This is a genomic window from Mediterranea sp. An20 (assembly GCF_002160055.1).
Taxonomy (GTDB): Bacteria; Bacteroidota; Bacteroidia; order Bacteroidales; family Bacteroidaceae; genus Bacteroides; species Bacteroides avicola.
Genome location: NZ_NFJV01000007.1, coordinates 102,452 through 118,854, shown reverse-complemented (window position 1 = coordinate 118,854; position 16,403 = coordinate 102,452). Strand labels below are relative to the sequence as shown.

Genomic DNA, 16,403 nt, shown 5'->3' with positions numbered 1-16,403 from the left:
AACGAATTATATCAATGAATCTGAAAGCATATACGGACTTTTTCTTCTCTTGCCAAGAGTTGCACCGTAGTACAGTGTTGGGTAGCCAATATTTCGCTCTTGGGAGCTACATGTTGTATTTGTATGTCTTCTGAAAGATTTCTTTTCTTGCGTGTGCATTAACTTTTTAAAGTTAATTTGTCCGTAAGACTCTGGACACTCGTACAATAGAGGAATTGGTTTTCTTTTCCTTGTCGATGAGCCGTTGAGGTATGAGTTTCCCCGTCGGGCGCTATCATGTGTGCATACTTATCTAACAGATGAGACTTGGAAAAATGGTTGATTGACAGCGGGTGTTTGAGATGATTCGGTATCTTTTTAATAAACAGGACGTTGCTTCTAATCGCTTAGAAGTTTGTTTCTAACCGCTTAGGACTCTGTTTCTAATTGCTTAGGACTTTGTTTCTTATAGCTTGGCAGTTTGTTTCTGGAAGTCAACTGTTGCAATTAGACCTTATCGGCGATTATAGGACATGGGCAAGGGTGGAATCGGGGCATTGTTGAAAGGTGGATATGACATGATTGTGAAATTGATGTTAAAATATAATTGGAGATGCTCTTACATATAAAGAATAAAGTTTATCTTTGTCGTCTGACAGATGTGTCAGAATTGAATAATACCTGTATTCGTTAAACTGGAAAAGGCAATGATACGATTAGGCATAGACATAGGTTCGACCACAGTCAAACTGGTGGTTATTGATGAAAAGGCTGATATTTTGTATACGAAATACGAACGTCACAATGCACGTGTAAAAGAAGTTTTGGCACTTTGCCTGCAAGAACTGATGGCTGTGTTGGGCGACCGGGAGGTGTCTGTACGCATGACCGGCTCCATCGGCATGGGGATGGCCGAGAAATATTCCATCCCTTTTGTGCAGGAAGTAGTGGCGGCTGCACGTGCTATCAAGCAAACCTATCCAGGCGTACGGTCGATGATAGACATCGGTGGTGAAGATGCCAAAGTGGTGTTTTTCAAAGATGGAAAAGCCAGAGATTTGCGCATGAACGGTAACTGTGCGGGAGGCACGGGGGCGTTTATCGACCAGATGGCGGTTATCCTGGGGGTAGATGTGAGCGAATTGGATCGTCTGGCAGCAGGAAGTACACAAATTTATCCTATCGCTTCGCGGTGTGGTGTCTTCTGTAAGACAGACATTCAGAATCTGGTGGCTAAAAATGCTACGCGCCAGGACATAGCGGCTTCTATCTTTCATGCTGTGGCGGTACAGACGGTGGTTACGTTGGCACACGGGTGCGACATTCAGGCGCCAGTGCTTTTTTGCGGGGGACCGCTGACATTTATGCCTACCTTGCGCAAGGCTTTTGTAGACTATCTGTCTGTTGATGAAGCTGATACAGTGTTGCCTTCCAATGGTACCCAGCTTCCTGCCCTGGGAGCAGCTTTATATGAATTGTCGGCAGATCAGGAGAAGTCGTTCATGTTGTCGGCATTCAAGGATACCATTTTGCATGCTGCGGCTTCAGCAGATGCGAAAGGAAAACAAGTCGGATTGCCGCCTGTCTTTAAGAATGAGATGGACTATCGCCTGTGGAAGATGCGCATGTCGGATTGTACTGTCAAGAAACACTCTTTACGGCAAGGCACTTACGATGTCTTTATCGGAGTAGATTCCGGCTCTACTACGACTAAAATTGTAGTGACCGATGCCGATGCCTGCATACTATATTCTTATTATGCCAATAATGGAGGAAACCCCGTGGAGGCCGTAGAGCAAGGATTGCGACAGCTGAGTGAGGAATGTAAGGCGTGTGGAGCTGTCCTTAACATACGGGGCGGTTGTTCTACCGGATATGGCGAGGATTTGATAAAGGCAGCTTTTGGCTTTCAGTCGGGTATTGTAGAAACTATTGCACATTACATGGCTGCCAGACATTTGAACAAGGAGGTATCTTTTATTCTTGACATCGGCGGGCAGGATATGAAGGCGATGTTCGTTACCGACGGAGTGATTGACCGCATAGAAATAAACGAAGCCTGTTCTTCGGGATGTGGGTCGTTCATCGAGACTTTTGCCAAGAATCTGGGATACACTCCTTCCGACTTTTCCCGCTTGGCATGCGAGGCTCGTCATCCGTGCGATTTGGGTACCCGCTGCACTGTCTTTATGAACTCCAAAGTCAAGCAGGTATTGCGTGAGGGTGCCACCATAGAGGACATCGCAGCAGGTTTGGCCTATTCGGTAGTAAAGAACTGTCTGTATAAGGTGTTGAAGCTGAAAGATGTTTCGGTGTTGGGTAAGCATATTTTCGTGCAGGGAGGCACTATGCGCAACGATGCGGTAGTGCGTGCTATTGAACTGCTCACGGGAGCGGAAGTGACCCGCTGTGATATGCCGGAATTGATGGGAGCTTTGGGGTGCGCTCTTTATGCTATCCGCCATCCGGGCGAGGCAATCAGGTTAGATGCATTGGAAGAAAAGGCTTCCTTTACTACCCATGAACTTCATTGCCGGGGGTGTGCCAATCAGTGTGCGGTGACTGCGTATTCTTTTGGGAATGGCCGCCGTTATTATTCGGGCAACCGCTGTGAGCGTGTCTTTTCCAATGGAGGGGAACATCAGCAGGGAGTCAATGTGTATAGGCAGAAGGAAAAACTTTTATTCGACCGTGCTTCGGATGCTCCTGTCGGCGCTTTGACTATCGGTCTGCCCCGCTGTCTGAATATGTTCGAAGATTATCCATTCTGGCATGCCCTCTTTACCGCCTGTGGCTTTCGGGTATGTCTGTCCGATGCCTCCGATTATACGGCTTATGAAAGCAGTGCCCGGATGGTGATGTCTGACAATATTTGTTTCCCGGCCAAGCTGGTACATAGCCATATCCGTAATTTGCAGGAGAAGCGTGTCAATCGTATTTTTATGCCCTTTGTCGTATTTGAGAAACAATACGATGGGTACAACAGTTATAATTGTCCCATAGTTACCGGCTATTCGGAAGTGATAAAAGGAGTGCAACAAACCGACATTCCTATAGACTCTCCTGCCATTACGTTCAAGGACAAAAAATTGCTGGCTGTCCAATGTAAGGAATATCTTTTTTCATTGGGCGTACCTTCTTCTGTGGTGTCAATGGCTTTGAACCGAGCATTGCAGGCTCAGGAAGCTTATGAACAGGCCTTGGTGGAGGTAAATGAGCAAGTTCTGGCTCAGGCGCGCCAGGCTCATGGATTGGTGGTTTTATTGGCCGGCCGACCTTATCATACCGATTCTCTTATTCAGCACCAGGTGGGAGACTTGCTGGCCGGTATGGGTATATATGTGATAACTGACGACATTGTACGTCGTCATTCGCAGCCGGCAGCTGATGTGCATTTTGTAGAGCAATGGGCTTATCCGACCCGCATTCTTGATGCCGCCCGCTGGTGTGGCAAGCAGGGGAGGGATGTGCAGTTTGTCGAACTGACCTCTTTCGGTTGTGGTCCCGATGCTTTTTTGGTGGATGAGGTGCGCAGTCTGTTGATGCGTCATGGCAAGTCTTTGACTTTGCTGAAACTGGACGATATAAACAATGTAGGTTCAATGCGGTTACGTGTGCGTTCGCTATTGGAAAGCTTGAAGTTATTGCCTGTGTCAACAGAAGCTGCCCATGAAGAACAGTTTATCACAACACCGGTTTTTGACAAGATAGCCCGTAAGCGGAAAATCCTCATACCTTTCTTTACTCCTTTCCTGTCTCCTTTGTTGCCCGATATTATGAAGGTGGCAGGATACGATGTAGAGAATCTTCCTCTCAGCGATGCTAAATCGGCAGAGTGGGGTTTGAAATATGCCAACAATGAAGTCTGCTATCCGGCTACACTGATAGTGGGAGATGTCCTTAAAGCTCTCAAGAGCGGACGTTATAATCCTGATGAAACGGCAGTGGCTATTACCCAAACCGGAGGTCAGTGCCGTGCCAGCAATTACTTGCCTCTTATCAAGAAGGCATTGGTTGATGCCGGGTTTGCCAACGTGCCGGTCATTTCCGTTACCTTTGGTGACATGATGGGGAATTATCAGCCTGGGTTCAGGATGAATTGGTTGAAGCTGATGCCCATAGCCATTCGTTCTGTCCTCTATACAGATTGTTTGGCCAAGTTTTATTACGCATCGGTTGTGCGCGAAAAAGAGAAAGGCAGTGCCCGTGCCTTGGCGAAGCAGTATCTGGAGAAGGCCGGACAACTTATCCGTAGCGGGCGTACGGGTGAGATGTATGATTTATTGGCGCATGCAGCTCAGGACTTTGCGGGCATATCTACTGATGTTACCTATCCGAAAGTTGGCGTGGTAGGAGAGATATTCTTGAAGTTCAATCCTTTTGCGCAGCAACGTGTAACCGACTGGTTAATCGGGCAGCATATCGAAGTGGTGCCTCCCCTTATGATGGGTTTCTTTCTGCAAAGTTTCGTCAATCGGGAAGCATGGGGGCGGTCTCATCTTCAGCGCAACACCCTTCCTTCATCAGTGGCACGCTGGATATACAAGCTGATTTGGAGAGAGGTAGAACGGGTTAACCTCATCGGAGCCCGTCATCCATTCTTTACGCCTTTTGAAGATATTTTCCAGCAGGCACGTGCGGCATCAAAGGTTATTACTCTTAATGCCCAGTTTGGTGAGGGATGGCTTTTGCCTGGAGAGATAGTGTCGTATGCCTCGCAAGGAGTGCGGCATGTTGTAAGTCTCCAGCCTTTTGGATGTATAGCCAATCATATTGTTGCCAAAGGCATGGAAAAGCGCATTACACAGCTGTTTCCTGATATGAATCTGCTCTCGCTGGATTTCGACAGTGGAGTTAGTGAGGTGAATGTGACTAATCGCTTACTTCTGTTTACCAATAATTTAAAGGATTGAACTTATGGAATCAATGGAAGATCGTATATTGGCCAGTGCGGAACAGTTGTTTCTGGAAAGAGGTTTCGATGGCACCAGCATGAGCGATATAGCTGCCAACGCAGGAATTAACCGACCAACATTACATTATTATTTCCGTACGAAGGACAAGATGTTTCGTGCCGTTCTTTCGCGGATTGTGTTGTCGTTTGTTCCTCGTGTCTACGACATTATTGTGCAGTCGGAGAAACCTGTCGCCGAGCGTGTGTCTGAGGTTCTTGACGCTTATATGGTCATTTTTATGAACAAGCCTTGCTTGCCTCTTTTTGTTGCACGGGAGATACAGCGGGATTTTGATTTCTTAGTGCGCATGATGCGTCAGGAACAGATAGATCGTTATGCCCATAAGATTATCTGCGCCTTGCAGACCGAAATGGATGGGGGAAGATTGCGGAAAGTTCCTCTCCGCAGTCTTTTTTATACCTTCTATGGTTTACTGGTCTTTCCCTTCTTGACCCGCCATCTCACAGAGGCATTGCTTTTGAAAGAGGGCGAAAGCTTTAAGGATATGTTGGTTGAATGGAAAAAACATGTGGTTTCGCAGATGTGTGCTTTTTTGCTGGAAAAATAACTATACATACATCAGGTCGCTGATGATGTCATCCGAAATGAAAATGCCTTCTTCGGTCAGTCGGAGTCTTCCATCTTGTGTGACAATTTTTCCACGCCTCAAATGCGGGGCTGCCATGCGCTGTAAGTAATCCAGGCGTTCCGTGCCGAAGTCCGTGCGTATTTTGTCCAAGGATATTCCCCAAATAGTCCGCATTCCGGTCATGACATATTCGTTATATCTGGTGTCGGCATTCAGCACTTCCGTTTCGTAGGGGCGTTTTCCCTGCTCTATGCCTTGTATGTAGGTTTCCAGCGAAGCTTTGTTCCATTCCCGGCTACGTGTGTCGAAGGAATGGGCAGATGGTCCGCATCCCAAGTAGGGGATGCCCTGCCAATAAGAGGTATTGTGACGGGCATGTTTGCCTGGCAGACAGAAATTGGAAATCTCATAATGCACATATCCCGCTTGGCGGAGAGTGGAGTTCAGTTGGGAGAAAAATTTCAGGCTCATGTCTTCATCCACTTCCCTGACCCGTTTTTCCTGTCGTAGCCGATAGAGTGGGGTACCTTCTTCGTAAGTCAAGTGATAAGCAGACAAGTGCTCCGGATGCAGTTGCAGGGCTTGCATCAGGTCATTCTCCCACAGCTTTTCAGTTTCTCCAGGCAATCCATAAATGAGGTCGATACTGATATTGTCGAATCCTGCTTCCCGGCAACGTCTGACGGCATTTTGGGCTTGAGCGGCATTGTGTCTCCGATGCAAAAGCTGTAAGGTTCTGTCGTCAAAAGTCTGTATTCCCAAGCTAATCCGGTTGAACGGGAAGCGGCGTAATGTATGTACGTATTCATCAGTCAAGTCATCCGGATTGGCTTCTAATGTAATTTCTATAGTCTTGTCCAGTCCATATACCTCTTGCAAAGTCTGGAAAATATTATCAAAATTCTCTTCACTAAGCTGCGAAGGGGTACCTCCTCCGAAATAAACGGTTTCGACAGTCGCTTCTTTCAGATAATCTTTCCGTTCTTTTAGTTCCAGACAAAGCGCCTGGACGTAGCGTTGCCGTAAATCTTCGCGGGTAGTGGAATAGAAATCGCAATAAATGCAGCGGGTTTTGCAAAACGGTATATGTAGATAGATGCCTGCCATAATATTACTGAAAACAGATTTTGTGCCGGACAAAGTTAAGTAAAGGGACGGATAAATGCAAATTCTTCCTTAATGATGTTTAAAGTGTTTGTAGTTCAGGTGATTATTGGAGAAATACTACGCCTTCACGCATTTCCCATAGGCCCCAGATTACTTGTCTGTATGAAGCTTACTGCCAAGGTATAGGAAGTCTGTACGGAATATATATGCAGTCGGCTTGTTATACCTTTCCACCAAAGACATAACAAAGACCGTGGGAAAAGCGTGAAGACGACAACCTTCATGAGAACATATTTGAAGCCATACTCCCTAACCTTATCGTCCTATCCCTTCGTTTAAGCAGCGGGGGTTGCCGTGTGGCAAAGCAGACGCTCGGTGTCTCCCCGCCGCTTTCACTGGTATACAAGTTTTTAATAACTGAAGCGTAATCCGGCTTGAAGCGTGAAATTAAAAGGATTTTCTTTCCTGATGGTTTGTATTTCAGAACCATCGTCAAAATAGTAAGAGATACCCGGTTCTACATAGATGCCGACACGGTGGCTGATGTTATATTGGATACCGGTTGATGCCATGACAGATAGTTGTATGGGGTCTACGATTTCTGTCTTTGAACCGATTTTTCCATAGATACATTTTTCCATCATCCCTCCAGCCGAAAGGTATAGGGTGAAATTCTTTTTGTCCAGATAATTCCAGTTGCCGCGGATAGGAATGCCGAGGTAATGTAATTTCTGTTTTGTTTTTTCAACGTCTCCCTGATAGTATAAGTCCGAAGCAAGGAAAGTATAGACTAATCCTGTTTCTATAGAGAATCCTTTAGGCAGATTCTTCCGGAACGACACCCCTACGCTGACCGGCTGTTTGTGGTCTGCTGAAAGAAGTGTACGTTTATTCTGTTGCAGATAAGGCACTCCGTTTTGGAAAATCACCTCCTGTCCTTTCGGAATATAGATAATACCGTCGGAAGTGGCACTGAGATCCATATTGATATAACCGGTTCCTGGTGCATTTTGCAGGATGCTTTGTATTTCAGGTTGCTGTATTCCTTTGCTAAATCCTCCCGTATTTCCGGCAGATACGCCTATGGACCAGCCTTTGTTGTTATCAGATGAATGAGACGTTTTAGCCAAAGCCAATAAATCTTCTCTTGTAGCTGGCAGTGAATTCTTTTTCTTTCTTTTCTTGCTTGCGTCTTTATTCTGGTTTTCTGTGGTTGGGGTAGCCAGGTCTTTTGCATCTTCTTTCTTCTCGGCATTTTCAGCAACAAGAGGTGGAACGTCGTTTGTCTTTTCAACGCTGATAACTTCTATTGTCTGCATGTCGTGAGAGTCTTTTTGCAGGACATGTTTGCGCGAATGGTTGGTGGCAATCGGTTCATCTGTAACCTGCTTGGCAGGTGAAGCAGGGGTCGAAAAGATGTCGGATGAGGATACCTTCTCGGGCGTTAAATCGGCTACGGGTATTTGAGTTGTTGACGAGGGACCAGTCAGGCGCAATCCCACGAGGATGATGGTACCTGTCAGTATGGCGGCTGCAATTGTTGTTATCCATCGCCGCATGGGAGTAAGCCGGTACTCTGTCTTTTTCGGTGCAGAAAGTTCTTTTTCCAGGCGTTGCCAGCCGGAAGTTGGAACCTGTTCAGAGTAGTCCTCCAACTGTTCTTTCAACTTTTGTAACCATATTTCTTTTTCCATAAGAGTATCCTTTATTGTCAGTTTAAGAATTCTTTTTTATCCATTCTTGTACTTTAGCAGCCAGTGAACTCTTGGCTCGAACCAATTGAGAAGCAGATGATTTCTCGTTGATACCCAGTAGGGCTGCTATTTCTTTATGCGGTTTTCCTTCGAATACATACAGATTGAGCACTGTGCGGTAACCTGGTGGCAATTCACCGATAAACCGCATTAAAACTTCGCGGGGGATGGTTTCTATGGCATCCGGAGATGGCTCAGCATAAGCTTCAGGGGCATTCTCAAGGGAGGTAGACTGGTTCATTACATCGTTGCGCCGAAGATGTTGCAGCACGACGTTTATCACGACGCGTTCTATCCATGCTCTTAAGGAGCCGTTGCCTCGCCAGGTGAATTTGTCGAACGAATCAAACAATTTCAAGAAACCATCATGTAACAAGTCTTCAGCGGTATCACGATCTCCTGTATAGCGAAGACATATACCCAACAGCCGCCCGGCAAATCGCTCGTACAGCTCTTTGTAGGCCGCTCTGTCTCCTTGCTTGCAGCGTTCCGCTAATTCTTGTTCTTCCATTTCTTGTATTTCTACACGTGTTTAATCTGAAAATGCAACAGGACCAAAAATACTGCATTGGTATATACGGAAAAAAGTAATTAATTCTATTTAACACGCTCCGGTGCAGTATTTAACGTGCTATTCATATTTTTGTATAACATTGCTTTCATGTCGGGTATCTGTTTGGAGATGTTGGAATCCGTCTCGGATGTTTGTGCCCGATGGAAAATTCAAATCAAGGAATAAGAAAAGAATAGATTATGAAAAGTGTAAAGAATAAGTGGGGAATCCATTTCCTGTTTAGGATGTGGGTGGCTGTGGCGGTTCTGACAGTGACAGTCTCGTCATGTCTGGAGGATGATGAGTATGAGGTTGACGAATTGCTGTTTGCCATCGGCAACGTAAGAATCATAGAGGGAAATGATTATTATTTCGAGTTGGATGAGGGAAGCAAACTCTATCCGGGAGATACGACTGCAATCAGCAATTATCCGCTGGTGGAGAATCAGCGTGCTTTTGTTTATTTCACGTTATTGGAGCAGGCATTGCCTGGCTATGAATATAATGCCGCTTTAAAGCATGTGGAGAATATACTGACGAAAGACATTCATAAAATGACACCGGAAGAGGAGGACAGCATTGGGCATGACCGTATCGATGTAGATAATATTTGGCTCACGGAAGATTATGTCAACATTGTCTATAGATTCTATCACAGCAATAACGCCGAGAAGAAGCACATGCTGAATCTGGTGGTAAACGAGAATGCCTCAGCCTCCGACGACGGATTTCTGCATTTGGAGTTCAGACACAATGCCTATAATGACACTCCTTTGCAAGGTGGCAATGGTATTGTTTCCTTCAGGTTAGACAGTATTCGTGATCAATTGGATAAATATGAAGGATTGTGCATCCGCGCTTATACGCTATATCAGGGGGAGAATGACTTTTTCGTTAAAAAGTGAGTGGTTGGGATAAGTAGAGTTTGCGCTATATAAGATAAGCCTGCTGCAAAGGTATAAGGAGCCGATTTCTTATGCCTTTGCAGCAGGCTTCTTATTGCTTAGGAGTAAACGCCATTCTTGTGATTCTTGTAGAAGATGTCTGTTTTTTCTTCTTTTGCAAAACTTAATCGTATCAAATGTTTCCAGTTTTACAATTATTCGTTATTTTTGCACCCATGAGAGGAAAGATGTAAAGCAAAAAGACAGAAGGTAGGGGCTCTTGCAAGACTTTTGCCTATTCGCATCTTCTCGTGCCGGTTCCTCTCCTCTGAATAACTTTTTTGGAAAAGATTTATGAGTATCGCAATCATTAAATACAATGCAGGCAATATCCGTTCGGTGGACCATGCACTGCGGCGCTTAGGGGTAGAACCCGTGATTACGGCTGATGAGAATATGCTGCGCCGGTGCGACCGTGTGATATTTCCGGGTGTAGGAGAAGCTGCTACTACCATGGAGTTTCTTCGGGCTTCGGGGTTGGATCTTCTGATAAAGAACTTGAAGCAACCCGTGCTGGGAATCTGTCTGGGTATGCAGTTGATGTGCCTCCATTCCGAGGAAGGTGATGTCGACGGTTTGGGTATTTTTGATGCTGATGTCCGTCGGTTTCATTCCTGTCGTCATGAAGACAAGGTACCGCACATGGGATGGAATACTATTTCTCACACAAAGAGCCCTTTGTTTGAGGGCTTTGAACAGGAGGAATATGTTTATTTCGTACATAGTTATTATGTTCCTTTGCATCCTTGTACAGTGGCGGTGACGGATTATATACATCCTTTCAGTGCAGCTTTGCACCGTGATAACTTCTATGCCACCCAGTTCCACCCTGAAAAGAGCGGCAGTGTGGGTGAGCGAATCTTGCGCAATTTCTTGCTTTTATGAATACGGATTATTATGAAGATAGAGATTATTCCTGCCATTGACCTGATTGACGGCAAATGCGTACGGCTTTCACAAGGAGAATACGATAGCCGGAAAGTGTATGACGGACAACCTTTGGAAGTGGCCAAAGCCTTTGAAGCGCATGGTATCCGCCGTCTGCATGTGGTGGATCTTGACGGTGCCGCCTCACAGCACATTGTAAACCATCGTGTCTTGGAACAACTGGCAACGCATACTTCGCTGGTGATTGATTTTGGCGGTGGACTTAAGACAGATGATGACTTGCGTATCGCTTTTGAATGTGGCGCGCAGATGGTAACTGGCGGAAGCATAGCAGTGAAAAGCCCTGAAACCTTTTGCCGCTGGATTCAGATCTATGGCTCTGACCGTATTATTTTAGGTGCTGATGTGAAGGAGGGGTGTATAGCGGTTAACGGCTGGAAAGAAAAGAGCGAATGTCAGCTTTTGCCTTTTCTTGATAAATATGTCAGGCTGGGAGTGACTCAGGCTATATGCACCGATATAGGTCGCGATGGCATGCTGAAGGGACCTGCTCTGGAGCTTTACCGGGAAATATGTCGGCATCAGCCTTCGCTGAAACTGATTGCGAGCGGGGGAGTGGGAAGTATGGCAGATATTTATGCGCTGGAAGAAGCCCAAATCCCAGCTGTCATTCTTGGAAAGGCTTTTTATGAGGGACATATCACACTGAAAGACCTGGAAGAAGCAGTGACCGATATGGAACATTGACCGTGACGTGGGTGTTTCAGATAAATATGAATGGATTAAACCAAGATTAAATATGCTGGCTAAAAGAATCATACCCTGTCTCGATATTAAAGATGGGCAGACTGTGAAAGGAACCAATTTTGTCAATCTTCGTCATGCCGGAGATCCGGTGGAACTGGCGCGTGTCTATAGCGACCAGGGAGCTGATGAATTGGTGTTTCTTGATATAACAGCCAGTTTCGAAAAGCGTAAAACCTTTACGGAACTGGTAGAACGCATAGCGGCTAACATCAATATCCCTTTTACCGTAGGAGGTGGGATACATGAGTTGGGTGATGTAGAGCGTTTGCTTAACGCCGGAGCCGATAAAATATCTGTCAATTCGGCAGCCATCCGCCGACCGGAGCTTATTGGCGATATAGCCCGTCATTTTGGCTCGCAAGTATGTGTGTTGGCTATAGATGCCCGGCATACACCGTCGGGATGGCGCTGCTTTCTCAATGGGGGAAGGGTAGAAACGGAACGTGAACTCTTTTCCTGGGCTTACGAAGCACAGGAGCGGGGAGCCGGGGAGATTCTGTTCACCAGTATGGATCATGATGGGGTACGGAATGGTTATGCCAACGAAGCACTGGCTACTCTCGCCGACAAACTTTCTATCCCAGTTATCGCATCGGGCGGGGCAGGTACCAAGGAGCACTTTCGTGACGCTTTTCTGGACGGAAAAGCGGATGCTGCATTGGCGGCAGGCGTTTTTCATTTCAGAGAAATTAATATTCCCGATTTAAAGTTGTATCTTTGCACCCAGGGAATCCCTGTTCGAGTGGTATAGCCACGGAAACTCTCTAAAATGTATACATAATTATGAGCTTGAATTTTGAAAAACTGAACGGGTTAGTTCCAGCTATCATACAAGATGCCGATACGGCTAAAGTGTTGATGTTGGGTTTTATGAATCAGGAAGCTTATGACCTGACAGTACAAAGCGGTAAGGTTACTTTTTTTAGTCGTACACGCCAGTGCCTTTGGACAAAAGGGGAGGAGAGTGGCCATTTCCTTCATGTCGTGTCGATAAAGGAGGATTGTGACCACGATACTTTACTTATTCAGGTACATCCTGAGGGACCCGTCTGTCATACAGGTACCGACACTTGCTGGGGTGAGAAGAATGAAGAACCCATGCACTTCCTCAAGACTCTGCAAGACTTTATTTGCCAGCGTTATCATGAGATGCCCGAAGGCTCTTATACTACCAGCCTTTTCCAATCCGGTGTGAATAAAATGGCACAGAAGGTCGGAGAAGAAGCTGTGGAAACCGTTATCGAAGCATGTAACGGAACCGGAGAGCGGCTTATCTATGAGGGAGCCGACTTGATATATCATCTCATCGTCCTTTTGACCTCTCAAGGTTACCGTATCGAAGATTTGGTTCGCGAATTGGAAGAGAGGCATACTGCCACATGGAAGAAGCACTGATTGCATATAAGAATGTAGAAATACATCAGCAGGAACTGTGCGTATTGAGCGGCGTGAATTTCGATTTCCGCGCCGGGGAACTGGTGTATCTGATAGGCAGGGTGGGGTCCGGTAAGACGAGTCTGCTGAAGACCTTTTACGGTGAGCTTGCCGTGAACTCGGGGCAGGCAAGAGTGCTGGATTATGATATGATGCGCATACGCCGGAAACGTTTGCCGGAATTAAGACGTAAGCTGGGCGTTGTCTTTCAGGATTTCCAACTTCTCACGGATCGTACCGTGTATCATAACCTCGAATTTGTACTGCGCGCTACCGGCTGGAAAGATAAGGCTAAAATGAAAGAACGAATTGAACAGGTGCTGGCTTTGGTCGGCATGGATCATAAAGGGTATAAATTCCCTCTTGAACTTTCCGGGGGAGAGCAACAACGCATTGCCATTGCACGTGCTGTACTTAATTCCCCCCGTATTATTCTGGCCGATGAGCCGACGGGAAACTTAGATGTTGAGACTGGGCATATAATACTGGGATTGCTTAACGACTTGGCTCAAAAAGGGACCCTGGTTGTGGTTACCACGCATAATCTTCAGTTATTACAGGATTTCCCGGGAAGAGTATATCGGTGCGAGGCTCATCGGTTGATGGAAGTAGACGAGCATGTTACAACTGCTTTTGAATGCAAGAATAATTAAATATAAAGTTAGAAATGAATACAGGAATGAAAGTTTTAAAGTTTGGAGGCACATCGGTAGGATCTGCTCAGAGAATGAAAGATGTGGCCAGACTGATTACGGACGGTGAGCGTAAGATTGTAGTCTTATCGGCCATGTCAGGAACGACCAATACATTGGTGGAGATTTCTGATTATCTTTATAAGAAAAATCCCGAAGGTGCCAATGAAATCATTAATCGCCTTGAAGCCAAATATCGCAGGCATATTGATGAGTTGTATGCTACGCCCGAGTATAAACAGAAGGGTATGGATCTTATTAAGTCGCATTTTGATTACATCCGCTCTTATACAAAGGACCTTTTTACGCTTTTCGAAGAGAAAGTCATCCTGGCACAGGGCGAGCTGATTTCTACAGGAATGATGAACTATTACCTGCAGGAATGCGGTGTAAATTCAGTTTTACTTCCGGCTTTGGAGTTTATGCGTACGGACAAAAATGCTGAACCAGACCCTGTTTACATTAAAGACAAGCTCCGCGCCCAGCTGGAACTTTATCCTGATGCCGATATTTACATCACTCAAGGATTCATTTGCCGCAATGCCTATGGGGAAATTGATAACTTGCAACGGGGGGGAAGTGATTATACAGCCTCACTCATCGGTGCTGCTGTCAATGCTTCTGAGATTCAAATCTGGACCGACATCGATGGTATGCATAACAATGACCCGCGTATCGTAGATAATACTTCGCCCGTGCGTCACCTGCAGTTTGAGGAAGCAGCCGAACTGGCTTATTTCGGTGCAAAGATTCTGCATCCCACGTGCATTCAGCCTGCCAAGTATGCCAATATCCCTGTCCGTTTGCTTAATACCATGGATCCTTCGGCCGAGGGAACGCTTATTTCGAACGATACGGAAAAAGGAAAAATCAAGGCCGTGGCTGCCAAAGATAACATTACGGCTATTAAAATAAAGTCGAGTCGGATGTTGCTGGCTTATGGATTCTTGCGCAAGGTTTTTGAAATCTTTGAGAGCTACCAGACTTCTATTGATATGATTTGTACTTCCGAAGTGGGAGTGTCCGTGTCTATTGACAATGTAAAGCATCTCAATGAGATTCTGGATGACCTGAAGAAGTATGGTACCGTGACTGTAGACCGTGATATGTGTATCATTTGTGTGGTTGGCGATTTGGAATGGGAGAATGTAGGGTTCGAAGCCAAAGCGCTCGATGCCATGCGCGATATTCCGGTCCGTATGATTTCTTACGGAGGTAGCAATTACAATATCTCTTTCCTTATTCGTGAATGCGACAAGAAAGAGGCTCTTCAATCGTTGAGTAAGGCTCTATTTAATGAATAAGCGATTGAAGGATATAACGATTGGTGATAAATGATGGGGGAAATATGTGAGGAGTGACTTGCGTTTCCTGTCTGTCATTTATCATTAATCATTTATCGGTATGTGCGTATATAGACATACATGAATTTCTTTTTTAGCGATTAATCCAATTTACAAAACAACTTAAACATTTGTATGAAAGGAACATTTCCTCTTGATAAATTCCGCGATTTGCGCACTCCTTTCTATTATTATGACGTTCAGTTGCTGCGTGATACGCTCAATGCTATCAAGGTTGAATCAGCGCGGTGTGGACGCTGCGTTGTGCATTATGCCGTGAAGGCTAACGCCAATCCCAAGGTCTTGTCTATTATCCGTGAGAGTGGGCTGGGGGCCGACTGTGTGAGCGGGGGTGAAATTCAGGCTGCCCTTAAAGCGGGATTTCCACCGGAGAAGATTGTCTTTGCTGGTGTGGGAAAAGCGGATTGGGAAATTAATCTGGCACTGGATTACGATATATGCTGCTTCAACGTGGAGTCTGTGCCTGAACTGGAAGTGATTAACCAATTGGCACATGACAAAGGCAAGAAGGCCCGGGTGGCTTTTCGCATTAATCCCGACGTCGGTGCGCATACACATGCCAATATAACTACCGGTTTGGCCGAGAATAAGTTTGGCATACGGATGGAAGATATGGATTATGTCATTGATTTGGCAGGGTCTATGCAAAATGTAGAGTTCATAGGACTGCATTTTCATATAGGCTCACAGATTCTGGACATGGGAGATTTTGTTGCATTGTGCAATCGCATCAATGAATTGCAGGATCATCTGGAAGCGCGCCTGTTGCGCATTCCCTATATCAATGTCGGGGGAGGACTGGGTATTGACTATGCGCATCCGAATCGTCAGCCCATTCCCGATTTCAAGTCGTATTTTGCCACTTGGCATACCCACTTGAAGTTGCGTTCCTGGCAGACGTTGCATTTTGAGCCGGGACGTGCTGTCGTAGGACAATGTGGTTCACTCATTTCCCGTGTACTTTATGTAAAGCAGGGAGCCAATAAACAGTTCGCTATCCTTGATGCCGGTATGACAGACCTCATACGTCCAGCTCTTTATCAGGCTTACCATAAAATTGAGAACCTTTCGTCAGAGGAGCCGGTGCAGGCTTACGATGTGGTTGGTCCCGTGTGTGAATCGTCTGATGTTTTTGGCAAGGCTGTCGATTTGAACACTGTACATCGGGGCGATTTAGTGGCTTTGCGTTCGGCTGGAGCTTATGGTGAAATCATGGCTTCTGGTTACAATTGCCGGGAACTGCCTCAAGGATATACTTCGGACGAATTCCTTTAATAGCCTGTTCAGGTTCTGCTCAGTCTGATTTTGAGAACTGTTTCTGAGGACATTTTTCCGGT

Annotated in this window: 13 protein-coding genes; 10 read left to right on the top strand and 3 right to left on the bottom strand. The window is 45.8% G+C overall.

The window, feature by feature from the left end; translation table 11 throughout:
* The first annotated feature begins 686 nt into the window (after positions 1–686).
* Positions 687–4,892, top strand: coding sequence for an acyl-CoA dehydratase activase (locus tag B5F34_RS05980; protein WP_087336097.1), 4,206 nt, complete (start codon positions 687–689; stop codon positions 4,890–4,892).
* A gap of 4 nt (positions 4,893–4,896) precedes the next feature.
* A complete protein-coding gene (locus B5F34_RS05975; protein WP_087336096.1) occupies positions 4,897–5,502 on the top strand; it encodes a TetR/AcrR family transcriptional regulator in 606 nt (201 codons plus the stop codon).
* On the opposite strand, the gene hemW is transcribed toward B5F34_RS05975, so the two are convergent.
* From hemW to B5F34_RS05960, 3 genes are all read right to left on the bottom strand, one after another.
* On the bottom strand, positions 5,503–6,630 hold the full coding sequence (gene hemW, locus B5F34_RS05970) for a radical SAM family heme chaperone HemW (protein ID WP_087336094.1): 1,128 nt from the start codon (positions 6,628–6,630) through the stop codon (positions 5,503–5,505). It abuts the gene before it with no gap.
* Between the two features lie 410 nt (positions 6,631–7,040).
* Entirely contained in the window at positions 7,041–8,324 is a 1,284-nt protein-coding gene (locus tag B5F34_RS05965) for a porin family protein (protein ID WP_087336092.1), read from the bottom strand.
* A 22-nt stretch (positions 8,325–8,346) separates the two neighbouring features.
* Positions 8,347–8,895, bottom strand: coding sequence for an RNA polymerase sigma factor (locus B5F34_RS05960; protein WP_087336090.1), 549 nt, complete (start codon positions 8,893–8,895; stop codon positions 8,347–8,349).
* A 242-nt stretch (positions 8,896–9,137) separates the two neighbouring features.
* Here B5F34_RS05960 and B5F34_RS05955 point away from each other — a divergent pair, with 242 nt between their 5' ends.
* The 8 genes from B5F34_RS05955 (at position 9,138) to lysA (ending at position 16,341) form a co-directional block, all read left to right on the top strand.
* Positions 9,138–9,842, top strand: a complete 705-nt coding sequence (locus B5F34_RS05955; protein WP_087336087.1) for a NigD-like protein — start codon at positions 9,138–9,140, stop codon at positions 9,840–9,842.
* Between the two features lie 333 nt (positions 9,843–10,175).
* Positions 10,176–10,766: an imidazole glycerol phosphate synthase subunit HisH gene (hisH, locus tag B5F34_RS05950; protein ID WP_087336085.1), complete on the top strand. Its 591-nt coding sequence runs from the start codon at positions 10,176–10,178 to the stop codon at positions 10,764–10,766.
* 12 nt (positions 10,767–10,778) lie between these two features.
* The gene (gene hisA / locus B5F34_RS05945) at positions 10,779–11,516 is read left to right on the top strand and encodes a 1-(5-phosphoribosyl)-5-[(5-phosphoribosylamino)methylideneamino]imidazole-4-carboxamide isomerase (RefSeq protein ID WP_087336083.1); all 738 of its coding nucleotides are present in this window, start codon (positions 10,779–10,781) and stop codon (positions 11,514–11,516) included.
* Positions 11,517–11,568: 52 nt separating this feature from the next.
* Entirely contained in the window at positions 11,569–12,327 is a 759-nt protein-coding gene (gene hisF, locus B5F34_RS05940) for an imidazole glycerol phosphate synthase subunit HisF (RefSeq protein ID WP_087336081.1), read from the top strand.
* 32 nt (positions 12,328–12,359) lie between these two features.
* On the top strand, positions 12,360–12,971 hold the full coding sequence (gene hisIE, locus B5F34_RS05935) for a bifunctional phosphoribosyl-AMP cyclohydrolase/phosphoribosyl-ATP diphosphatase HisIE (protein WP_087336079.1): 612 nt from the start codon (positions 12,360–12,362) through the stop codon (positions 12,969–12,971).
* Positions 12,956–13,663: an ATP-binding cassette domain-containing protein gene (locus B5F34_RS05930; RefSeq protein WP_087336077.1), complete on the top strand. Its 708-nt coding sequence runs from the start codon at positions 12,956–12,958 to the stop codon at positions 13,661–13,663. The genes hisIE and B5F34_RS05930 overlap by 16 nt, the downstream gene beginning before the upstream one ends.
* 26 nt (positions 13,664–13,689) lie before the next feature.
* Entirely contained in the window at positions 13,690–15,006 is a 1,317-nt protein-coding gene (locus tag B5F34_RS05925; RefSeq protein WP_087336144.1) for an aspartate kinase, read from the top strand.
* 174 nt (positions 15,007–15,180) lie between these two features.
* The gene (gene lysA / locus B5F34_RS05920) at positions 15,181–16,341 is read left to right on the top strand and encodes a diaminopimelate decarboxylase (protein ID WP_087336075.1); all 1,161 of its coding nucleotides are present in this window, start codon (positions 15,181–15,183) and stop codon (positions 16,339–16,341) included.
* Positions 16,342–16,403: the final 62 nt, after the last annotated feature.